Source organism: Lentzea sp. NPDC054927 (assembly GCF_053610285.1).
In genome coordinates, this window is the sequence record NZ_JBSGXZ010000027.1 from 15,569 (window position 1) to 35,514 (window position 19,946).

At 69.7% G+C, this 19,946-nt stretch carries 23 protein-coding genes; 13 read left to right on the forward strand and 10 right to left on the reverse strand.

The annotated features are described in order from the left end of the window. The first annotated feature begins 22 nt into the window (after positions 1-22). From ACWGE0_RS29060 to ACWGE0_RS29080, 5 genes are all read left to right on the forward strand, one after another. Positions 23-886, forward strand: a complete 864-nt coding sequence (locus ACWGE0_RS29060) for a PfkB family carbohydrate kinase (RefSeq protein WP_452264072.1) — start codon at positions 23-25, stop codon at positions 884-886. A gap of 43 nt (positions 887-929) precedes the next feature. Next, positions 930-1,673, forward strand: coding sequence for a DUF4397 domain-containing protein (locus tag ACWGE0_RS29065; RefSeq protein ID WP_452264073.1), 744 nt, complete (start codon positions 930-932; stop codon positions 1,671-1,673). After that, entirely contained in the window at positions 1,673-2,197 is a 525-nt protein-coding gene (locus ACWGE0_RS29070; RefSeq protein ID WP_452264074.1) for a class F sortase, read from the forward strand. The genes ACWGE0_RS29065 and ACWGE0_RS29070 overlap by 1 nt, the downstream gene beginning before the upstream one ends. Positions 2,198-2,291: 94 nt before the next feature. Further along, positions 2,292-2,477 carry a zinc transporter Slc39a7 gene (locus ACWGE0_RS29075; protein ID WP_452264075.1) on the forward strand — a complete coding sequence of 62 codons (186 nt, stop codon included), beginning with the start codon at positions 2,292-2,294 and terminating at the stop codon, positions 2,475-2,477. 129 nt (positions 2,478-2,606) lie between these two features. Beyond that, positions 2,607-4,196, forward strand: coding sequence for a hypothetical protein (locus ACWGE0_RS29080; RefSeq protein WP_452264076.1), 1,590 nt, complete (start codon positions 2,607-2,609; stop codon positions 4,194-4,196). Here the strand turns inward: ACWGE0_RS29080 and ACWGE0_RS29085 are convergent. From ACWGE0_RS29085 to ACWGE0_RS29095, 3 genes are all read right to left on the reverse strand, one after another. Next, positions 4,177-5,880, reverse strand: a complete 1,704-nt coding sequence (locus ACWGE0_RS29085) for a dihydroxy-acid dehydratase (protein WP_452264077.1) — start codon at positions 5,878-5,880, stop codon at positions 4,177-4,179. The two genes, ACWGE0_RS29080 and ACWGE0_RS29085, sit on opposite strands and share 20 nt — an antisense overlap. A gap of 195 nt (positions 5,881-6,075) precedes the next feature. Continuing rightward, the gene (locus ACWGE0_RS29090; RefSeq protein ID WP_452264078.1) at positions 6,076-6,513 is read right to left on the reverse strand and encodes a Rieske (2Fe-2S) protein; all 438 of its coding nucleotides are present in this window, start codon (positions 6,511-6,513) and stop codon (positions 6,076-6,078) included. A 112-nt stretch (positions 6,514-6,625) separates the two neighbouring features. Beyond that, on the reverse strand, positions 6,626-7,030 hold the full coding sequence (locus ACWGE0_RS29095) for a helix-turn-helix domain-containing protein (protein ID WP_452264079.1): 405 nt from the start codon (positions 7,028-7,030) through the stop codon (positions 6,626-6,628). 97 nt (positions 7,031-7,127) lie between these two features. Here ACWGE0_RS29095 and ACWGE0_RS29100 point away from each other — a divergent pair, with 97 nt between their 5' ends. From ACWGE0_RS29100 to ACWGE0_RS29120, 5 genes are all read left to right on the forward strand, one after another. After that, positions 7,128-8,369, forward strand: a complete 1,242-nt coding sequence (locus tag ACWGE0_RS29100) for a hemolysin family protein (RefSeq protein WP_452264080.1) — start codon at positions 7,128-7,130, stop codon at positions 8,367-8,369. Beyond that, positions 8,366-9,397 carry a hemolysin family protein gene (locus ACWGE0_RS29105; RefSeq protein ID WP_452264081.1) on the forward strand — a complete coding sequence of 344 codons (1,032 nt, stop codon included), beginning with the start codon at positions 8,366-8,368 and terminating at the stop codon, positions 9,395-9,397. The genes ACWGE0_RS29100 and ACWGE0_RS29105 overlap by 4 nt, the downstream gene beginning before the upstream one ends. Positions 9,398-9,425: 28 nt before the next feature. Beyond that, the gene (locus ACWGE0_RS29110) at positions 9,426-10,379 is read left to right on the forward strand and encodes a sporulation protein (RefSeq protein WP_452264082.1); all 954 of its coding nucleotides are present in this window, start codon (positions 9,426-9,428) and stop codon (positions 10,377-10,379) included. Between the two features lie 123 nt (positions 10,380-10,502). After that, complete coding sequence (locus ACWGE0_RS29115; protein ID WP_452264083.1) at positions 10,503-10,625, forward strand: hypothetical protein; 123 nt, start codon at positions 10,503-10,505, stop codon at positions 10,623-10,625. 85 nt (positions 10,626-10,710) lie between these two features. After that, complete coding sequence (locus ACWGE0_RS29120) at positions 10,711-11,058, forward strand: DUF6292 family protein (protein ID WP_452264084.1); 348 nt, start codon at positions 10,711-10,713, stop codon at positions 11,056-11,058. On the opposite strand, the gene ACWGE0_RS29125 is transcribed toward ACWGE0_RS29120, so the two are convergent. The 6 genes from ACWGE0_RS29125 to ACWGE0_RS29150 form a co-directional block, all read right to left on the reverse strand. Then, positions 11,001-11,597 (reverse strand): hypothetical protein, encoded by a 597-nt coding sequence (locus ACWGE0_RS29125; RefSeq protein ID WP_452264085.1) that lies wholly within the window; start codon positions 11,595-11,597, stop codon positions 11,001-11,003. The two genes, ACWGE0_RS29120 and ACWGE0_RS29125, sit on opposite strands and share 58 nt — an antisense overlap. Further along, positions 11,594-12,112, reverse strand: coding sequence for a hypothetical protein (locus tag ACWGE0_RS29130; protein ID WP_452264086.1), 519 nt, complete (start codon positions 12,110-12,112; stop codon positions 11,594-11,596). Before ACWGE0_RS29130 ends, ACWGE0_RS29125 begins: the two co-directional genes overlap by 4 nt. Positions 12,113-12,158: 46 nt before the next feature. Continuing rightward, positions 12,159-14,315: an MMPL family transporter gene (locus tag ACWGE0_RS29135; protein ID WP_452264087.1), complete on the reverse strand. Its 2,157-nt coding sequence runs from the start codon at positions 14,313-14,315 to the stop codon at positions 12,159-12,161. Positions 14,316-14,320: 5 nt separating this feature from the next. Next, on the reverse strand, positions 14,321-14,872 hold the full coding sequence (locus tag ACWGE0_RS29140; protein ID WP_452264088.1) for a TetR/AcrR family transcriptional regulator: 552 nt from the start codon (positions 14,870-14,872) through the stop codon (positions 14,321-14,323). Between the two features lie 100 nt (positions 14,873-14,972). After that, positions 14,973-16,484: a multicopper oxidase family protein gene (locus ACWGE0_RS29145; protein ID WP_452264176.1), complete on the reverse strand. Its 1,512-nt coding sequence runs from the start codon at positions 16,482-16,484 to the stop codon at positions 14,973-14,975. Positions 16,485-16,536: 52 nt separating this feature from the next. Next, on the reverse strand, positions 16,537-16,917 hold the full coding sequence (locus ACWGE0_RS29150; RefSeq protein ID WP_452264089.1) for a hypothetical protein: 381 nt from the start codon (positions 16,915-16,917) through the stop codon (positions 16,537-16,539). Between the two features lie 90 nt (positions 16,918-17,007). Between ACWGE0_RS29150 and ACWGE0_RS29155 the strand changes: the two genes are divergently transcribed. Then, positions 17,008-17,907: a LysR family transcriptional regulator gene (locus tag ACWGE0_RS29155; protein WP_452264090.1), complete on the forward strand. Its 900-nt coding sequence runs from the start codon at positions 17,008-17,010 to the stop codon at positions 17,905-17,907. On the opposite strand, the gene sigJ is transcribed toward ACWGE0_RS29155, so the two are convergent. Further along, positions 17,882-18,772: an RNA polymerase sigma factor SigJ gene (gene sigJ, locus ACWGE0_RS29160; RefSeq protein WP_452264091.1), complete on the reverse strand. Its 891-nt coding sequence runs from the start codon at positions 18,770-18,772 to the stop codon at positions 17,882-17,884. The two genes, ACWGE0_RS29155 and sigJ, sit on opposite strands and share 26 nt — an antisense overlap. A 146-nt stretch (positions 18,773-18,918) precedes the next feature. On the opposite strand from sigJ, the gene ACWGE0_RS29165 reads away from it, so the two are divergent. Together ACWGE0_RS29165 and ACWGE0_RS29170 are read left to right on the forward strand one after the other, a co-directional pair. Next, positions 18,919-19,485 carry an NADPH-dependent FMN reductase gene (locus tag ACWGE0_RS29165; RefSeq protein WP_452264092.1) on the forward strand — a complete coding sequence of 189 codons (567 nt, stop codon included), beginning with the start codon at positions 18,919-18,921 and terminating at the stop codon, positions 19,483-19,485. A 19-nt stretch (positions 19,486-19,504) separates the two neighbouring features. After that, on the forward strand, positions 19,505-19,936 hold the full coding sequence (locus tag ACWGE0_RS29170; RefSeq protein ID WP_452264093.1) for a YybH family protein: 432 nt from the start codon (positions 19,505-19,507) through the stop codon (positions 19,934-19,936). Positions 19,937-19,946: the final 10 nt, after the last annotated feature.

The window sequence follows — 19,946 nt, forward strand, 5'->3', positions numbered from 1 at the left end:
CCGAGCTGGGTAGCCCACCGGCGTGGACGAGATCGTCGTGGTGGGACAGATCGCGCGGGACCTGGTGCTCGTCGTCGACGAGGTGCCGGGTCCCGGTGGCACGGCGCCGGTGCGGGAACGGCGCGAGATGCTCGGCGGCAAGGGGGCGAACATCTCGGTGGGCCTCGCGCAGCTGGGCGCGGCGGTTCAGCTCGTGGGCGTGGTGGGGGACGACGACGTCGGCGGTCGGCTGATCGCGCGGGCTGCCGCGGACGGGATCGGCACCGGTGCCGTGGTCCGGCGGCCGGACTGCGCGACCGGCCTGATCGTGGACGTCGTGGCCGACGGGTGGCGCTATCTGGAAGACCTTCCGGACGGCGTGCTGCTGCGTGAGGAGGATGTGCCGGTCGACCTCATCGCGCGTGCGGCAGCCGTGGTGGTGCAACTGCAGCAACCGCCTGAGGTCGCACTCAAGGCAGCCCGAGCGGCGCACGGCCGTGTGGTGCTGGACGGGGCACCGGAACGGCTGCGAGCCGAACTGCTGGCGTGTGCGGACGTCGTGCGCGCGGATCACCAGGAAGCCGAGCTGCTGGCCGGACGGAAGATCGCCGGCGCGGAGGAGGCGGTGGCCGCGGCGCGAGACGTGATGGCCCACGGCCCCGGACTCGTGGCGTTCGCCGTGGACGGTGTCGGAAACGTGTTCGTCTGGGACGACGGTGAGCTCGTGGTGCCGCTGGGAGACGTCGAGGTCGTCGACACGACCGGAGGCGGTGACGCGTTCGTGGCGGCGCTGACCTTCGCTCTCACGCGTGGAGACAGCCCGGCGGACGCGGCTCGGCTGGCGGTGAAGGCGTCCGGGGCCACCGTCACGCACCCCGGCGGACGGCCGGACCTCACTGGATGCTGATCAGGCGCGTTATCGTTGTCGAGTCCGATGAGGGGAGGTCCGCGTGCGAGTGCTCGCTGTAGTGCTGTTGCTGCTGCTTTCCGCCGTACCCGCGCACGCCGCGACGGGCACGTACGTCCGTCTCGGGCACTTCTCGATGGACCAGGCACGTGTCGACGTCACCCTCGACGGGGTCAAGCTCGGCACCCTCGACTACGCCGACCTCTACGACTACCGGCGGGTCGAGCCGGGCGAGCACAGCGTCGAGTTCCGCTCGGCGGGGGCCGATGCGGGCTCACCGGTGCTGCGGTCCGTGCTCGTGCAGGCGGGCGTCGGGAAGGCGTACACGGTCATCGACATCGCGTCCTCGATGAAGGTGCTCGAGGACGACGTCAGCCTGCCGCCGAACGGGCAGGCGCGGCTGCGGGTGATCAACGCCGGTGACGCCGAGATGGACCTCCTGCGCGGCAGCGTGTTCGTGCACCGCAACGTGCGGGCGAACTCGACGACCGGCTACTCGGTGATGCTGCCCGGCAAGGACCCGCTGCAGGTGCTCCCGCGCGGCAAGGACTCCACGACGCTCGACGTCACGCTGGAACCGGGCGGGGTCTACTCGCTGCTGGTGAGCGCGCGGCGGATCGAGCTGCGCACCGACGCCAAGGGTGCCGAGGTCGTGCCCGGCGGCGGGCAGGAGACCGGGTTCGGCGGCATGGCGGGAGGCTGGGACTGGCTCACCGCGCTGGTCATCGCGCTCATCGTGGGCGTCGCGATGTTCTCGGTGCGCGGCAGGCTGTTCCGGTTCGGCTGATGAGCAAGGGCAAGCTCCTGATGGGCGCGGTGATCGTGGTCGCGCTGATCTACATCGTCAAGGATCCCGGTGCTGAGAACGTGCCGGAACCGGTGACCGTGCTCATCCCGTCGATCGGTGTCGACACCACCCTCGAAGCGCTGAAGGTGGACGGCGCCGGCGTGCTGGAACCGCCGACCCGCGCGGACAAGGCCGGCTGGTATGCCAAGGGCGTCGCGCCGGGGGACTCCGGGCCGGCGGTGATCGCGGGCCATGTCGACTCGAAGACCGGCCCCGGGGTGTTCTTCCGGTTGCCGGAACTGCAGCCCGGCGCCGAGGTGCTGGTGGAGCGTGAGGACGGCAGCAAGCTCACGTTCGTGGTGAACCACACCTACTCGACGGAGAAGACCGCGTTCCCGACCGCCGCCGTCTACGCGCCGACGCCGCGGTCCGAACTGCGGCTGGTGACGTGCGGCGGCGACTTCGACCGGGTCGCGGGCAGCTACCGCAACAACGTCATCGTGGAAGCGGTGCTGAAAGTCTGACCGGGTTGCCGGGTGCGGCTAACGGCAAGAAGGTTGTAGTAAGCAAGACCTTGCACCACTGCGCGCTGGTCAGAGACGTGCAAGCATCCGGCGCATGAGCAACGACGTGCACAGTCACGAACACAGCCACGGCGAGACGACCCATACGCATCCGCACGGGGCACATGCGCACGACCACGTCGAGCACGAGCACACACACGCGCACGGCGGCGAAACGTATTCGCACACCCACGTGCACGACGCCGGTCATCTGGAGGAGCACGAGCACTCGCACGCCTGAGCCGGCTGTTCTGGACGCGGGGTCCTGGCGAAATATCGGTGCCCGGTCCCCTGGCCGCCCTGAGCCGCTACCCTTGCGCCATCTGCCGCCTTTCCCGTTGACGCGGCAGGAGCAGTGCAAGTGTCTCGAATGGTGAAAATCCTTGCCACGCTGGCTCTTCTCAGCGGTTTGACACCGGTGGCGCAGGCGGCGCCCGCGTGCTGGCAGGAGTTCTGCGGCAAGTACCCACCCGCGCACCAACCAGGCCAGTGGTCGTCCGCGCACGTCTCGTACGACACCAGCGGACGTCTCAAGTACGCCTCCGACTCGGCGCGCAACCGCGTGCCGGACTTCAGCTACGCCGGCTACCAGTACGGCGAGAAGCCGCTGCCGACCGTGCCGGACGTCGTCACGATCAGCCCGGTGTCCGGCGACAACACCGCGCACCTCCAGAAAGCACTCGACCAGGCCGGTGCCCGCACCCCCGACGCGAACGGGCATCGCGGTGCGGTGAAGCTCGCCGCCGGCCGGTACGAGATCCGCGGCACCGTGCGGATCAGGCACAGCGGCGTGGTGCTGCGCGGATCCGGTGACGCCACAACGTTGTTCGGCCGCGGCGATTCGCCACACCAGCGCACGGTGGTGGTGCTCGGCAGCGACGCGAAGACGCCGTGGACGACCGGGGCCACGACTGAGGTGACCACGCCGTTCGTGCAGGTCGGGTCGCTGAGCCTGGAGGTCGCGAACGCCGCCGCTTTCAAGATCGGCCAGGAGGTGGTGGTCAAGCACCCGTCGTCGCAGAAGTGGATCGACGCGGTCGGCGGTGGCGGCGTGGTGAAGGACGCCAAGTGGACGCCCGGATCGATGGACCTGCACTGGGTCCGCAGGATCAAGGCGATCGACGGGCGCAGGCTCACGTTCGACGCGCCGATCTACAACCACCTCGACCGCTCGCTGACGATCTCCACGGTCGCGCCGGTGACCGCGCGCAACCTCGTCACCGAGTCCGGCGTCGAGAGCCTGCGGGTCGACGTCGAGACCAAGGGCGGCGAGGACGAGAACCACGCGTGGAACGCCATCGGCGTGTTCGGCGCGGACAACAGCTGGGTGCGCTCGGTCAAGACCCGCTACTTCGGTTACGCGGGCGTGGTCACCGAACGGTCCGTGCGCATCACCGTGAAAGACGCGCAGGCCACGGACCCGGTCGCGATCCGCACCGGTGGCCGCATGTACAACTTCGCCGCGAACGAGAACTCACACCTCGTCCTGTTCACCGGCCTGCACGCGGCCAAGGCGCGGCACGCGTTCGTCAGCAACGGCGCGAACTCCGTGGCGGGCGTGGTGTGGCATCGGGCCACTGTGGACGGTGGCGACGCCGAGGCGCATCGGCGGTGGAGCCAGGGCCTGCTGTTCGACAACATCCGCGAGGTCAGCGGCGGCAACCAGGCCAAGCTGATCAACCGCGGCGACTACGGCACCTCGCACGGCTGGGGCGCCGCGCACTCGGTGATCTGGGACTACAACAAGGAAATCGTCGTCCAGAAGCCGCCGACCGCGCAGAACTACGCCGTGTCCAACGAGGGCACGCGGCGTTCGCAGCCGTACTTCCCCGGACCGTGGGGCAGCATCGAGATCAAGACCGGCCCGCTGGTACCCGAGTCGTTGTACGAGGCACAGGTCGTCGACCGGCTCGGTGCCGGTCAGGTCAGTGCTGGTCGGCTCAGTGTGACTCGCGGCTGACCTCGCTGCCGCTGGAGCCGGCCAGGAAGTCCAGGTCGGCTCCGGTGTCGGCGCCCAGCACGTGGTCGATGTAGAGGCGCTCCCAGCCGCGTTTCGGTGCCGCGAACGCCTCGGTCATCGCACGACTGGGGGAGCGGTCGAGGAAGTCCGGTGCCTCCACGTCGATCCGCCGGTTCTCCACGTCCAGCACGATGACGTCGCCGGTGCGGACCAGGCCGAGCGGCCCGCCTGCGGCCGCTTCCGGTGCCACGTGCAGCACGACCGTGCCGTACGCGGTGCCGCTCATGCGTCCGTCGCAGATCCGGACCATGTCGCGCACGCCCTGTTCCAGCAACTTCTTGGGCAACGGCATGTTCGACACCTCGGGCATGCCGGGATACCCGCGCGGCCCGCAGCCGCGCAGCACCAGCACGCTGTCCGCGTCGACGTCGAGGTCCGGGTCGTCGACGCGGGCGTGGAAGTCCTCGATGCTGTCGAACACCACGGCTTTCCCGCGGTGCTGCAACAGGTTCGGTGACGCGGCGGCCGGTTTGATCAGCGCACCCGCCGGCGCCAGGTTGCCGCGCAGCACCGCGATCCCGCCCTCCGCGATGATCGGCTCGGCACGGCTGCGGATCACCTCGGCGTCCCAGATCGGCGCGTCGTCCAGGTAGTCGACGAGGGGATTCCCGGTGACGCTCAACGCCTTCGGGTCGAGCAGATCACGGACTTCCCGCAGCACGGCCAGAAGCCCGCCCGCGCGGTGGAAGTCCTCCATCAGGAACCGGCCCGCGGGCTGCAGATCCACGAGCAACGGCACCCCGGAGCCGATCCGGTCGAAGTCGTCCAGGGTCAGGTCGACGCCCAGGCGACCGGCGATGGCGAGCAGGTGCACCACGGCGTTCGTCGACCCGCCGATCGCGGCCAGCGCGACGATGGCGTTGTGGAAGTTGGCTTTCGTCAGGAACGTGCTGGGCCGCCGGTCCTTCTCGATCAGCTCGACGATCAGCCGTCCCGTCCCGTGCGAGGCCTCCAGCAGCCTGCTGTCCGGCGCCGGAGTGCCCGCCACACCAGGCACGACGGTGCCGAGCGCCTCCGCCACCAGCGCCATCGTCGACGCGGTGCCCATGGTGTTGCAGTGGCCGCGGCTGCGGATCATCGCGGACTCGGAGCGCATGAACGCCTCCTGCGACAACGTGCCCGCGCGCACCTCCTCGGACAATCGCCACACGTCGGTACCGCACCCGAGCGGCACACCGCGGAACGTGCCGGTCAGCATCGGGCCGCCGGGCACCACGACCGCCGGGATGTCGACGGACGCGGCGGCCATCAGCAGCGCCGGAATCGTCTTGTCACAACCGCCGAGCAGCACCACGCCGTCGACCGGGTTGGCGCGCAGCATCTCCTCGGTGGCCATCGCGGCCATGTTGCGCCACAGCATCGCGGTGGGGCGGACGTTGGTCTCGCCCAGCGACACCACGGGCAGGTTGAGGGGCACGCCGCCCGCCTCGTGCACGCCGTTCGACACCGACGCCGCGACCTCGTTCAGGTGCGCGTTGCACGGCGTGAGGTCGGAGGCGGTGTTGGCGATCGCGATCTGCGGTCTGGCGAAGGCGTCGGAGGGAGCGCCGCGGCGCATCCAGGCGCGGTGGATGTAGGCGTTGCGGTCCTGACCCGCGTACCACTGCTCGCTGCGAAGTGTCACGGCGCGCCTCCTCACCTTCGAGGTCTCCGAGCCTAGTGCCGCGACTGGCTGCCTTTGCCCCGTATTCGGCGTTCAGACGGGTGCATCGTGGTGCCGGCCCCGCGTCCTCATCCTGGATGGCTGTGGACGTGGGGCCGGTGCCGCGAGGCGCCCTGCTGAGCGTTGAAGACGCGGCGAAGGTCGCCGGTCGCGGCACTAGGCCACCACGACGTCCTCTCCCTTGATCTTCGTCTTGATCTGCGGCAACGGCTTCTTCGCCGGCCCGCTCTTCCGCTTGCCGTCCACCGAGCTGAACCGGCTGTCGTGGCACCAGCAGATGATCAGGTTCTGGTCGACCTCACTGCACATGCAGCCCTGATGCGTGCACTTGGCGTCGAACGCCGTGTACGTGCCCTTCTTCGGCTGCGCAACGACAACGGACGTCTCGTCGTCGAAGTAGACGACGACACCGCCGTTGAGCGGTACGTCCGCCTTCTTCGCGAGAAACGTGCCGGGCGGGAGCTTGCCGCACGGCACGGGCTGGGCGTCCGGAGCGGCTGCCGCGGTGCCGGCGGTGATCACGGTCGCGGCCGCCGCACACCCGCCGATGAAGCAGCGGCGGCTGACGGTGGTGGGATTGTTCGGGAACTCCATCTCGAAGTGCTCACTTCCTGCCGGACTTAAGGCGCGGCGGAGGCGGCTCGTTCACCTTGGCGCGGACAGTCCGGACGGACAACCCCGTAGGCGGATCCCGAATTTTCGAGGACTAAAGCGGCAGATCGGGTGGCAGCTGCAGGGCGATCGTGATCAGCGAGTGGACGCGGTCCGCGATCACCGACAGCAGGCCGTGCATCTCGGGCGACGCGGTATCGGCGGCTTCCTGGAGCGTGCGCAGGTCCGTGTCGATCTGACTGAGCACCTCGGCCGTGTCGGCAGGGCCCGCGGCGAACGCCCGCGCGATGTCATCGAGGGGAAGACCGTGGACTTCGAGGCGTTGTACGAGGTGGATGCGGTCGACGTCGTCCGAGCGGTAGAGGCGGTAGTTGCTGGCGGTGCGCTGAGCCGGGCTGATCAGGCCCAGGGTCGTGTAGTAGTCGACGGTGCGGATGCTGACGCCGGCGCGGGCGGCGAGCTCGCCGATCTTCAGCAGCGAGTCGGACAAATCGGGCACCTCCCATTCGGAAACCGTACAGTGCTACGTGCTACTGTTGGAGTATGCCTGATGAAGCCGACATAGACGGCTGTAGTACGTGGCCGGGTGCGTCTTGTTGATCGCGTCCGGCTTGATCGCCATCGTGGTGCTCACCGTTGCCACGGGCTATTTCGTTGCTCAGGAGTTCGCGTACATGGCGGTCGATCGCGGCCGCCTGCAGCAGCTGGCGGAGGCCGGGTCCAAGGCCGCCGACCGCGCGTACCGCGTGACTCAGAAGCTCTCCTTCATGCTGTCCGGTGCCCAGTTCGGCATCACGGTCACGGCGCTGCTCGTCGGTTACGTGGCCGAGCCGCTGCTCGGCGCGGGGCTGGGCGTGCCGGGCTCCATGGTGATCGCGCTGGCGTTCGCGACCTTCGTGCAGATGGTGCTCGGCGAGCTGCTGCCGAAGAACCTGGCGATCGCCCGGCCCGAACAGCTCGCGCTGGCGCTCAGCGTGTCGACCCTGGTCTACCTCAAGATCGCCGGACCGGTGATCCGCCTGTTCGACGCCGCCGCCAACCGGCTGCTGCGCGCGCTCGGCATCGAGCCCGTCGAGGAACTGCCGCAGGGCGCGACGACCGAGGACCTCAAGCAGATCGTCGAGGACGCGGGGGAGCAGGGTCACCTAGATCCCGAACTCACCCGGCTGCTGGAGCACGGCATCGGGTTCCGCGAACTGGTCGCGGAGCAGGCGATGACGCCGCGCGTGAACGTCCACACAGTGCGGTTCGACGAGCCGGCCGCACACGTGGTCTCGTTGCTGGACACCGGGAACTCGCGGTTCCCCGTCGTCGGTGAGGATCTCGACGACCTGCGCGGTGTGGTCGGGCTCGCCGAGGTGCTGACCTTGACGCCGGAACAGCGTTCCTCGGTCGCCATCGAGAAGATCGCCTCGCCCGCGCTGGTGGTCCCGGCGACGCTGCCGTTGCCCGCGGTGCTGGAAAGGCTTCGCACCGAACGCCGTCAGCTCGCCTGCGTGGTCGACGAGTTCGGCGGGTTCGCCGGCGTGATCTCGCTGGAGGACCTGGCAGAGGAGCTGGTCGGCGAGATCCACGACGAGGACGACCTGGTCTCCGAGATGATCGAGAAGGTCGGCGACGACTGGCGCGTGCCCGGCCGGATGCGGCTGGACGAGGTCGAGGACGCCACCGGCGTGGAGCTGCCCGCCGACGACTCGTACGACACGGTGTCGGGCCTGGTGCTGCACCAGTTGGGGCGCGTGGCCGAGGCCGGCGACGAGATCGAGATGGACGGCGTGAAACTGGTGGTCACCACCGTGGCGCGCAACGTCCCCGACATGGTGGTGCTGTCCCGATGAGCATCGTGATCTCTGTTGTTCTGCTGGCGCTCAACGGCTTCTTCGTAGCCGCCGAGTTCGCGTTGATCGCGGCCAAGCGGCACCGGCTGGAGCAGGCCGCCGAGACGTCCCGGGCTGCGCGCGCCGCCGTGGCGGGCATCCGGGAGCTGTCGCTGATGCTCGCGGGTGCCCAGCTCGGCATCACGCTGTGCACCCTGGGTCTCGGCGCGCTGGCCAAGCCTGCCGTCGCGGACCTGCTGGAACCGGCGCTCAGGCTGACCGGCCTGCCGGACGCGTTCGCCTACGGCGTGGCGTTCGCGATCAGCCTCGTGCTGGTGGTGTTCCTGCACATGGTCGTGGGCGAGATGGCGCCGAAGTCGTGGGCCATCGCGAACCCCGAGCGGTCCGCGCTGATCCTCGCGCTGCCGTTCCGCGCGTTCGCCCGCTCGGTCCGCTGGCTCCTCAGTGGACTGAACTCGACGACGAACGCCTTGCTGCGGCTGATGAAGGTCGAGCCGCAGGACGAGCTGGCGCAGGCACACCGGCCGGACGACCTGCGGTTGCTGCTGCGGCAGTCCGGCGAGCACGGCCTGATCTCCGAGGCCCAGCAACGGCTGCTGACCAGGATGCTGCAGGTCCAGCGCACGACCGTGCGCGAGGTGATGGTGCCGATCGCGCAGACGTCTTCGGTCACCGAACACACCAGTGCGCGGGCGATCGAGCGACGCAGCCTCCAGTGTGGACGGTCGCGCTTCCCGGTCACCGACCTGCGCGGTCGGTACGTCGGGTTGGTGCACATCCGCGAGGCCATGCGCGCCACGGCCCGTGGTGAGAACCCGTCCGCGCGGGAGCTGATGGGCCCGGTGCTGAGGTTGCCCGCGTCGATGCCGGTGGCCCAGGCCGTGACGGCGATGCGGGCCGAGCGCTCCCAGCTCGCGCTGGTCGAGGACGGCGAAACTGTTGGTATCGCTGCACTTGAAGACCTCCTCGAAGAGCTGATCGGCGACTTCGAGGACGAAACCGACACGCGTCCGGTCGGCGTCCGCTGACCGGAGTTTCCCAGGGAGGAAACGAACAATGTTCAAGCGGATGCTCAGCGCCTTCGGCGTCGGTGGCCCGTCGGTCGACACCGTGCTGGACTCGCCGCACGCCTCGCCCGGCCAGGTCGTCACCGGGCAGGTGCGCATCCAGGGTGGCAGCGCGGACGCCGAGATCGGCCAGGTCGTGCTGTCGCTCGTCACCAGGGTCGAGGTCGAGCACGGTGACCACGAGTACGGCGGCGTCTCCGAGTTCCTCCGGGTCGTGGTGCAGCAGGGCGTCCGGGTCGGCGCCGGCCAGCTGGTCGCGATCCCGTTCCAGCTGCCGATCCCGTGGGAGACCCCGATCACGGCGGTCGGCGGCGGTCAGCTGCCCGGCATGACCGTGGGCGTGCGGACCGAGCTCGTGATCGCGGGCGCGCCGGACAAGGGCGACCTCGACCCCGTGCTGGTCCACCCGCTGCCCTCGCAGGACGCGGTGCTCAACGCCTTCGGGCAGCTCGGGTTCTCGTTCCGCAGCGCGGACGTCGAGGCGGGGCGGCTGCACGGCGTGCCGCAGGAGCTCGGTTTCTACCAGGAGATCGAGTTCTTCCCTCCGGCCCAGTTCGCGGGCCGGATCCAGCAGGTGGAGCTGACGTTCGTGGCGTCACCGCACGAGCTGTTGGTGATCCTGGAGGCGGACAAGCGCGGCGGGATGTTCTCGTCGGGCGGTGACGCGTTCGGCCACTTCCGACTGGCGCATCAGGACGCTCAGGCGGCCGACTGGGCGACGTCCATCAACGGATGGCTGGCTCAGGTGGCGGAGCGCGGCGGCGCCATGTCCGGCTACGACCAGCACGGACATCACGGCGGCCACGGTGGTCACCACGGCCGCGGCGGCATGGGCATGGGCACGGTCGTCGCGGCCGGTGCCGCCGGTGTCGTGGGCGGCATGGTGGTCGGCGAGATGATGGACGACGCGTTCGAGGACTTCGGCGACTTCGGCGGCGAGTAGGGATTTCCGGCCCACGACCTCGATCCTGGCCGGGCGCCTGCCGGAGGAGCAGCGGCGCCGGGCCCAGGTCGTGGGCCTCTCCCTGGCCCTGGTCACGCGGCTGATCCTGCTCGCGTCACTGGCGTGGGTGGATACGTGTACGGGCCGATCGCGTTCTCGGTGTTCGTGGAGTTCCTGAACCTGCGGATGCGCGCGAAACGTTCGAAGCCGGTCGAACTGCACGGCACGTACGTGAAGAACGACTGAGGTTCGGACTCCGCGAAACGGGGTAACCGCGCCGTGCGTCAAGCAGTCGGCGTTGTTGCCCCGGTGGACGGAGGACGGTGACGACGTGAAGACGCATGTGCTCGACTACGCGCTGCGGGTGACGCGGGAACTCGGCTTGAGCGGTGAGTCGTCCTGCGTGGACAGGGACAAACCGCTGCGGGTGTACATAGCCGTGGAAGGCAGCCTGCCCAGCCATCCCGGCTGCCTGGTGGCGCTGCTCTGGACCGAGCGCCACGGGTGGGCGATGGCGGTGGAGGAACCCGGCGGCGCCGACCTGACCGTGGTGGCGCACCTCGGCGGCCCGGTCGAACCACCGCCGCACGTCGTGGCGCGGTGGGCGCGGGGCCTGCTCACTCAAAGGAGCCGGTCGGCGACGGTGAACCCGGCCGCGCACAGCGGACACGTCGCCTGACCGAACAGGTGGGTTACCGCTAGTTGGACGTGTTCCTGGCCGTGTTCGGCGGCGGTGTCGTACAGCCTGAGGCCGATGCCGGTCAGGGTTGCCGGATCCTGCGGCTTGAGCTGGCTCGTGTCGCCGATTTCGTCGACGAACGACGCCTTGGCGAGGCTGAGGTCGAACAGCAGGGTGATGCTCGTGTGGCAGGCGGGGCACGGGATTTCGCACGTGCGCAGGTCGAGTGCTGCGGCTTGCCGGGGTGAGAAGCCGGTTCCCTCGAACGTCAGTTGGGCGGCCAGCAGGTTGGCGTAGTAGTCGTCGGTCGTGGGCAGGAGCCGGTTCGCCGCGGTCAGGAAGGTGGCCGCCAGGTGGTCGTCGCGGGTGCCGGCGGAGGCCATGATCGCGCCGGCGATCGCGACGGCCTGTTCGGCGAGTTCGGGGTCGTCGGCCATGTCCGCGAGGAGGGGGAGCGCGGCGATGCTCTCCTCGTCGGCGCCGCCGTCGAGCACGTCGCCCCAGAGTTCGTCGAGGTCCTCCTGCGACCAGCCCGTCACAGGACCCGCTCCGCGATCGTGAAATCCGCCTCGCACGCCGGGCAGGTCGCCTGACCGAAGAGCCGCAGGAACGCCTGCGCCACGTTGTCCCGGCCGTGGCCGGTGGCGGTGTCGTGGAGCCTGCGGCCGATGCCGGTGAGTCGTGCGGAATCGGCGGGGACGAGCGGACGGGACGCGCCGGTCTCATCGGTGCAGGTGCCGTCGTAGATCACCAGTTCGGTCCGGCACGACGGGCAGGGGATGCAGTACTCCTCGCCCGCGACCGCCCAGGCCAGATCATCGGCCCAGTACGCGACGCCTTCGAAAGCGAGCGCGCATTCCAGCAGGTACGGGTAGTACGGGTCGGTCGAGTCCGGCAACAGGCGGTTCGCCGCTGTGCACAGGCGGGACATGGCGTCGGCGTCGCGGACCTCGTCCTTCCCGCTCACCACGACGGCAGCGGCGCGCATGATCGCGTCGATCGCCTGCGGACCGCCGCGGTCGGCTGTTTCCGCCAGAAACGCCAAGTCCGCCATGCCCGCGATCAGATCACGGGCATGACGGACCGGTGGGTGGAATCGGCTAAACGCTGACCGGCTCCCGCTTCTCCTTCTCCGGCGACAGCTCGTCGAGCGCGGTGCCCTCGACGTCGAGCTCCGGCAGCCACCGCAGCCACTTCGGCAGCCACCAGGCGCGCTCACCGATCAGGGCCAGCGCGGCCGGCACGAGCACCATGCGGACCACGAAGGCGTCCACGAAGATGCCGACGGCCAGGGCGAACGCGATCGACTTCACGGTCGCCTCGCCCGCGGGGACGAAGCCGGCGAACACCGAGAACATGATCAGTGCGGCGGCCACGACGACCGGGGCCGCCTGGCGGAAGCCCGTGGTGATGGCCTCGATCGGCTTGGCGCCGCGGTGGTGCGCCTCGTGCATCCGGGACACCAGGAAGATCTGGTAGTCCATGGCGAGGCCGAACAGGATGCCGATCACCAGGATCGGCGTCAGGCTGATCAGCGGGCCGGTGGCGTCGAGGTTGACCACGCTCGCGAGCCAGCCCCACTGGAACACCGCCACCGTGGCGCCGAGGGAGGCGCCGATGGTCAGCAGGAAGCCGAGCACGCCCACCAGCGGGACGAGCAGCGAGCGGAACACCAGGATCAGCAGGACGAGCGCGAGGCCCACGACCACCGCGAGGTAGATCGGCAGTGCGCGGTCCAGGGACGTGGCCACGTCGACGCTCACCGCGGTGGCGCCGGTGACGTAGGCCTTGCCACCGTCCAGATCGGACAGTTCGGCGCGCAGGTCGGCGACGAGCTGTTCGGTGGCAACGGTGTCCGGGCCGGACTTCGGGATCACGGTGACCAGCGCGGCGCTGCCGTCCGGGCTCGGCCTGGCCGGCGTCACCAGGGCGACGTCGGACAGCTTCGCGAGCGGCTCCGCGGCCTTGGTGGCCGTGGCGGCGGCGCCGTCGCCCTCGACGAGCACGAGGATCGGGCCGTTGAAGCCCTCACCGAAGCCCTGCGCGAGGATCTGGTCGGCGCGCTCCTGGGTGGAGCCGGCCGGCGGCTTCTGGATCAGCGTGGTGTCCATGGACGCCACCGGGATCGCGACGATGCCCAGTGCCACGACGGAGAGCAGCAACGCCACGACGCGGTTGCGGGTGATCGCGCCCGCCCAGCCGCGGATCACGCCGCGGTCGGTGGGTTCGCTGACCTTCTGCGCGCGCTCCTTGCGGGTCAGCACGCGGCGGCCGAGCATGCTCAGCACCGCGGGCACCAGCGTGATGGCGATCAGCACCGCGACGACGATCGTGGCGGCGGCCGAGACACCCATCTGCGTCAGGAACGGGATGCCCGCGATCGCCAGGCCCACCAGCGCGATGACCACGGTCAGACCGGCGGTGACGACGGCGGAACCAGCCGTGCCGACCGCGGTCGCGATGGCGTGGCCGACGTCGGAACCGCGGCGCAGTTCCTGGCGGAAGCGGTTGATGATGAACAACGCGTAGTCGATGCCCACCGCGAGCCCCAGCATCGAGGCGAGGATCGGCGTGGTCGACTGCAGGTCCATGAAGCCGGACACGATGGTGATGCCGAGCGTGCCGATGCCGACGCCGATGGCGGCGCTGAGCAGGTTCATGCCCGCGGTCACCAGCGAGCCGTAGGTCAGCGCCAGCACGACGAGCGCGAGCACGACACCGATGGCCTCGGTCGGTCCGCCGACGTGCGGCGTCTCCTGCATCGCGGTGCCGGAGACCTCGACGGTCAGCCCGGCGGCGCGCGCCTTGTCGACGGCCTTGAGCAGCTCGGTCCGCTGCTCGTCGGTGACCTCACCGGGCTTCACGTCGTAGGTGACGGTGCTGTAGCCGACGTTGACGTCCTGGTTCACGCTCGGCGCGGCGGGGTCGAGCGGGTTGGTCGCCGACTGCACCCCCTTGAGCGAGGACTCGTCGGCCACCAGGTCGGTGATCGCCTTGATCTGCTGCGGCAGCTTCTGGCCGTCCGGCGCCTTCAGCACGACCCGCGCGGTGGCGGTCTCGCCGGAACCGAACTTCTGCTGGATGCGCTCGAGCGCGGTCGTCGACTCCTGCCCGGGGATGGACATCGAGTTCGACGTCTCACCGCCGAGCGTGAACGCGCCGACGCCGGAGCCCATCAGCACGAGCAGCCAGATCAGGACGACGGGGAGGCGGTGCCGGTGCGCACCCAGTCCCAGTTTGTAGAGCAGTTTCGCCATGATGTTCAGGCCTCCCGGTGCCCGAGTGCGTCAGTGCAGGTTGCGAGGATCAGTGGACGCCACGTGGTCTTGTCGCCGACCTGGTTGGCCAGCAGCGTCAGCACCGCCATGGCGCTGAGCGCCCCGACGATCCGGACAGCGCGCTCCGGCTCGGTCTCGGGGTCGACGACGAACATGTCGTTGAGGAGCAGTTCGTCCTGGGCCTGCTGGGGGTCCTCGCCCGGTGCGGTCATCGAGCGGAACAGCAGCGAGACCAGGCCGGGCCGGTCGAGCGCGATGTCGGTGAGCAGCTCCAGCGCTCGTTTTTCACGCGCGGGCCCCGGCGGCATCGGCGAGACGAGGTCGACCACGTGCCTGCTCAGCACGCGACTGTGCTCCCACGCCGCTTCGAAGAGAGCGTCTTTGCTCGGGAAGTGGTGCAGCAGGCCGGCTTTGGACAGCCCGACGGCGTCGGCGAGCGTCTTCAGCGACGTCTGCTCGAAGCCGTGCCGCGCGAAGAGCGCGGCGGCGGCGTCGAGGATCTTCTCGTCGACTCCGGTCCTGGGCTGTCGTGGCATGCCGACGACTTTACGGCGTTTACCGACCAGTTCGGTAGGTTTACCGACCGAAACGGTCGGTGGCCTTCGTCACTCTGATGGGGGAATGCCTGTCATCGGGTCAGGTGATCTCGATGTTCGCCATCATCCCCATGTCCTCGTGCTCTGCGTTGTGGCAGTGGAACAGGTACCGCCCGCGATACCCGTCGAAGCGCGTGATGATCTCGGCCGATTCGCCAGGTCGCAGCGAGATCGTGTCCTTGAGGCCCTCGTCGTGGGGCAGCGGCGGCTTCCCTCCGCGCGACAACACCCGGAACCCGACCAGGTGAAGGTGCACCGGGTGGTGGACGTCGGCGACCAGCCTCCACACCTCCACGTCGCCGAGGCCGACCGTGACATCGGAACGCGCGGGATCGAACGGCAGTCCGTCGATCAGCCAGCCGTGACCGTCGCCCATCCGCCCGGTGCGGAAGGAGAAGTCCCGCACCCGCACGGCGTCCGCCCGATTCCACGACGGCAGATCGTGCGACAGGACCGGGGGAACGCGGCTGTCGTCGGTCGCGCGACGAGCCACTCGGAACGCCATCACGTCACGGGTCCGGCCGGAGCCGAGCCGGTTGACGATCGTGACCAGGCCGCCGGCCGGGACACCGGAGAAGTCGACGACGACGTCGTAGCGTTCGGCCGGGGCGATCGGCAGCGACCGGTGGGTGACTGGCGCCGCAAGCAGCCCCTGGTCGGCGCCGACCTGCACGAGATCGAGCCGCCGCCCGTCGTCGGTGACCGCTTCTAGCTCGTAGTGCCGGGCGTTCGAGGCGTTCAGGAACCGCAGCCGGTAGCGCGCCGCGTCGACCTCGTGCACCGGCCAGGGCGCGCCGTTCACCAGGATCACGTCGCCGAGCACACCCGCGAGATACGGCTCCCGGACGCCCGGCTGCTCCCGCAGTGCGGGGTCGAGGGAGGGGTAGGCGAGGGTGCCGTCGACGTCGAACGCGCGGTCCATGATCGCCAGCGGCAACTCCCGCGGGCCCGCGGGCAGGCCGAGCGACTCCTCGGCGTCGTCGCGGACGATGTGCAGCCCGGCGAGTCCCCGCCAGATCGCGGGCGCGGTGAAGTCCATCCGGTGGTCGTGGTACCAGAGCATCGCCGGTCGCTGGTCCATCGGGAACGTGTAGTCCCTGGTCAGCCTCGTCACCACCGCCCGCGGATCGTGCATCTGCATGCCGTGCGCGCCGTGCATCGGGGCCTGCCAGCCGTCGGGCAGCACGAGGTCGGTCGGGTAGCCGTCGGACTCCGGCGGTGTCCGGCCGCCGTGCAGGTGCACGACGGTCGGAACGGGCAGCTGGTTGTGGTGCGTCACGGTCACCGGCCGGCCGCGGCGCGCCTCGATCGTCGGGCCGGGGAACGTGCCGTTGTACGTCCACAAAGGAGTCTTGACGCCGGGCAGGATCTCCAGAACCGTTTCGCGCTGGGTGATCTCGTACAGGCCTTCGCCGGTCGGCCTCAGCACGGACGGCAGCGGCAACGGCACGGTGAACGCGGCGGGCAGCGGCACCGCGCTGCGCAACTCGGCACCGGTGGCCGCGGGCCGCCGGGACAGCACGGCCGCGCCGGACAGCCCTGTGATCGCCATCAGGCCGAGCGCCCCGCCGATGCCCAGCACCCGCCGCCGGCTCACGGTCGGCTCACGCACGGGTGGCCTCCACAGGAGCGATCGGCCGCTGCCACACGGCCACGAACAACACGACGAGCCCGGCGATCGTCAGCACGCCCAGCGGAAAGTGCAGCCACAGCGCCCCGTCCAGCCCGGCGAAGTACTGCACGGTCTCCGCCACCACCACGGCCAGCGTCGCGACGAACGGCCACGCCCGCCGCGTCCGGACCCAGACCACTATCGCCGCGATCAGTTGCAGGAGACCGATCGAGGTGACCACGTCCGCGCCGATCGCGTGCCAGCTCAGGCCGTCGAAGTCGCCGCTCAGATACACCCCGGCGAACACGGGCTGGGCGAGGATCGCGACCACGTGTGCGCTGACGAGGGCCCGCATCACCGTGCCGGTGACCATGAGGAGTCCTCCTTGTCCTGTACTTGCTCCACCTCCACGAAGCTATGTCTTTGGAGATATGGTGTCTAAGATCAGTATTGCTATGAAGTTATGCTCGGAAAGGCATCACACGCGGTGGACCTGAACTCGCTCAGGCAGTTCCTCGTGGTGGCACGGCTGGAGCACCTCAGCCGCGCGGCCGACGAACTACGCGTTGCCCAGCCGTCACTGAGCCGCACCATCGCGCGCCTGGAGAGCGAGCTGGGCGCGCCGCTGTTCGACCGGGGCGGCCGTCTTCGGCTCAACGAGGCCGGGACGCTGTTCCGCCGGCACGTCGAACGGTCCCTCGGCGAGCTGGACGCGGGCAGGCGGGCCGTCGCCGAGGCCACCAGCGAGGGCGTGCGCACGGTGCGGCTGGCGTCGGAGACGTTCCTGACCCTCACCGGGCCACTGGCCGGTTACAAGCGCGACCATCCGTCCGTCGAGGTCGAGCTCCGATGGTCGGCGGCCGACGACATGGCCGGCCTCCTGCACGCCCAGGACGTCGATCTCTGCGTTGCCTCCCAGCCGATCCACGCGGAGGGTCTGGAACAGGTGCTGCTGCTGGACGAGGAGGTCGGGGTGGCCGTGCCCCTCGGCCATCCTTGGGCAGACCGCACGTCGGTGAGCGTGGACGAGCTGGCCGGGCAGTCGTTCGTCGCCGCCCGCGAGGGGCACTGGCAACGGCGGCTGCTCGAGCGACTGTTCGCCGCGCGCGGCCTCACCCCGAGGATCGTCTGCGAGGTCGACGAGTCCAGCGCCATCGCGGTCCTGATCGGCGCGGGGCTCGGCATCGGTCTCGTGCCCGGCTTCGCCCGGCGGTTGGCGAGTCAGTTGCCGCTGGTCTGGATCGGAGTCGACAACCCGGACTGCCGTCGCACGGTCACCTTGTTCTGGCGTGCCGACAGCGAACTGCCTGCCGCTGCCCGCACCCTGCGCGCCACCATCACCGGGTGGGACTGGGCTCAGTAGTCCACGGGCGGAGCTTTTCGGGGTTGCGGACGGCCCAGATGCGTGTGATGCGGTCGTCCGCGATGTCGAACGCGTAGACGGACGAGGTGACGCCGGCCTGCTGGACCAGCAGGCCGGGCTGGCCGTTGACGGTGCGCTCGAAGATCGTGAAGCCGACGGAGACGCCGGCGGCGACGGCGATCAGGAACCGGGCGATCTGCTCGCCACCCTCGATCGGGTGCAGCGCCGTCCTGGCCAGGCCGCCGCCGTCCGCGGTGAAGGTCGCGGCGGGGTCGAGCAGCCCGACGAGGGCCGTGATGTCCTGGGCTTCCCACGCCTGCTTGAAGTCGCGGACCAGCCCGGCCCGGTGGACGGCCAGTACCGCGGGCGGCTGGGCCGTGCGGACCCGGCGGCGGGCAGAGGACGCGAGCTCGCGGCACGCGGCCGTGGTGCGGCCGGTGATCTCGGCGATCTCGGCGAAGGAGTAGCGGAAGACGTCGTGCAGGACGAGCGCGACCCGCTGGGCCGGTGTCATCGACTCGAGCGCGACGAGGAAGGCCATGCTGACCGACTCGTCCAGGGTGACGCGGTCGGCGGGGTCGGCGGTGTGTCCTTCGGCGGGGTCGGGCAGCGGCTCGGGAATCCATTCGCCGACATAGCGTTCGCGGCGGGCGCGAGCCGACCCGAGCAGGTCGAGGCAGATGCGGCTGGTGACGGTGGTGAGCCAGGCGCCGGGGGAGACGATCGCGTCCTGCTGCGGCCGGGACAACGCGTACCAGCGGGCGTAGGCCTCCTGCACGGAGTCCTCGGCCTCGGCCAGTGAGCCCAGCAGCCGGTACGCGAGGTTGATCAGGTGGCGGCGCTCGCTGAGGATCGCGTCGGTCATCGGTGCTCCCGTCGGTCGTGTCTTCCACCAGTCCGACGAGACACGACATCGAATTGTCAGGGTCGAATTGTCAGGGACGGCCTGATGTTCCGCGGGGCTGTGTCGTCGTAGTGCTCGGAAGCGAACACCACGAACGAAGGAGACCGATGATCAGGATCGGCATCGTCCTCGGCAGCACCCGGCCGGGTCGCCGGGGCGAGCAGGTGGCCCGGTGGGTCGAGGAGCGGGCAGGACTGCGCGGCGACGCGGAGTTCCAGCTGATCGACCTGCTCACCCACCCGTTGCCGCACCTGGACGAACTTCCGGGCGAATACCAGCACGAACACACACGGGCGTGGGCGGCGACGATCGCGTCGTTCGACGGGTTCGTCGTGGTCACGCCCGAGTACAACCACTCGGCGCCAGCCGTGCTGATGAACGCGATCGACTTCCTGCGCGACGAGTGGCGCGACAAGGCGATCGGGTTCGTGTCGTACGGCGGCGTGGGCGGCGCCCGCGCGGTCGAGCAGCTGCGGCTGATGTGCGGGGCGCTGGAGATGGCGGACGTGACGTCGCAGGTGACGCTGTCGCTGGTGACCGAGTTCGAGAACTTCGCGGTGCTGCGGCCGGGCGACCACAACATCTCGTCGCTCGACAGGATGCTCGACCAGGTCGTCGCCTGGAGCACCGCCCTCGCGCCACTGCGTGCCGGTTCGCCGGTCACGGTGGCCTGATCTTTGGAAAGGACAACTGATGCGGGAAGTGGACGAGGCCGGGCTCCGGCAGCACATCGGCAGGATCGCCGAAGGGATCAGGGCCAAGGACCTGGACGGGCTCCGGCGGCTGTATTCGGACGACGTCGTGTCGTTCGACGTCGAGCCGCCGCTGCAGCACGTGGGCATCGACGCGAAGCTGAAGAACTGGGCCAACGCGTTCGCGTTCTTCCAGGACGTGAACTACGAGGTGCGCGATCTGGCGTTGACGGTGGACGAGAGGATCGCGTTCGGGCACTGCTTCGGACGGCTCAGCGGCACGACGAAGGACGGCGTGGCGGTGGGCGGGATGTGGGTCCGGGCGACGTTCTGCTTCCGGAAGATCGACGGGAAGTGGCTGATCACGCACGATCAGGTCTCGGTGCCGTTCGACATCGTCAGCGGCAAGGGGGTGACCGATCTGGAGCCCTGACCGGAGTCCG

What these genes read in the sequence shown, in the direction of transcription:
- ACWGE0_RS29070 (WP_452264074.1), top strand. Translation starts at nt 1,673, where the DNA reads ATGAGCAAGGGCAAGCTCCTGATGGGCGCGGTGATCGTGGTCGCGCTG.
- ACWGE0_RS29075 (WP_452264075.1), top strand. Translation starts at nt 2,292, where the DNA reads ATGAGCAACGACGTGCACAGTCACGAACACAGCCACGGCGAGACGACC.
- ACWGE0_RS29080 (WP_452264076.1), top strand. Translation starts at nt 2,607, where the DNA reads ATGGTGAAAATCCTTGCCACGCTGGCTCTTCTCAGCGGTTTGACACCG.
- ACWGE0_RS29090 (WP_452264078.1), bottom strand. Translation starts at nt 6,513, where the DNA reads ATGGAGTTCCCGAACAATCCCACCACCGTCAGCCGCCGCTGCTTCATC.
- ACWGE0_RS29105 (WP_452264081.1), top strand. Translation starts at nt 8,366, where the DNA reads ATGAGCATCGTGATCTCTGTTGTTCTGCTGGCGCTCAACGGCTTCTTC.
- ACWGE0_RS29110 (WP_452264082.1), top strand. Translation starts at nt 9,426, where the DNA reads ATGTTCAAGCGGATGCTCAGCGCCTTCGGCGTCGGTGGCCCGTCGGTC.
- ACWGE0_RS29130 (WP_452264086.1), bottom strand. Translation starts at nt 12,112, where the DNA reads ATGGCGGACTTGGCGTTTCTGGCGGAAACAGCCGACCGCGGCGGTCCG.
- ACWGE0_RS29135 (WP_452264087.1), bottom strand. Translation starts at nt 14,315, where the DNA reads ATGGCGAAACTGCTCTACAAACTGGGACTGGGTGCGCACCGGCACCGC.
- ACWGE0_RS29140 (WP_452264088.1), bottom strand. Translation starts at nt 14,872, where the DNA reads ATGCCACGACAGCCCAGGACCGGAGTCGACGAGAAGATCCTCGACGCC.
- ACWGE0_RS29145 (WP_452264176.1), bottom strand. Translation starts at nt 16,484, where the DNA reads ATGGCGATCACAGGGCTGTCCGGCGCGGCCGTGCTGTCCCGGCGGCCC.
- ACWGE0_RS29150 (WP_452264089.1), bottom strand. Translation starts at nt 16,917, where the DNA reads ATGGTCACCGGCACGGTGATGCGGGCCCTCGTCAGCGCACACGTGGTC.
- ACWGE0_RS29155 (WP_452264090.1), top strand. Translation starts at nt 17,008, where the DNA reads ATGCTCGGAAAGGCATCACACGCGGTGGACCTGAACTCGCTCAGGCAG.
- sigJ (WP_452264091.1), bottom strand. Translation starts at nt 18,772, where the DNA reads ATGACCGACGCGATCCTCAGCGAGCGCCGCCACCTGATCAACCTCGCG.
- ACWGE0_RS29165 (WP_452264092.1), top strand. Translation starts at nt 18,919, where the DNA reads ATGATCAGGATCGGCATCGTCCTCGGCAGCACCCGGCCGGGTCGCCGG.
- ACWGE0_RS29170 (WP_452264093.1), top strand. Translation starts at nt 19,505, where the DNA reads ATGCGGGAAGTGGACGAGGCCGGGCTCCGGCAGCACATCGGCAGGATC.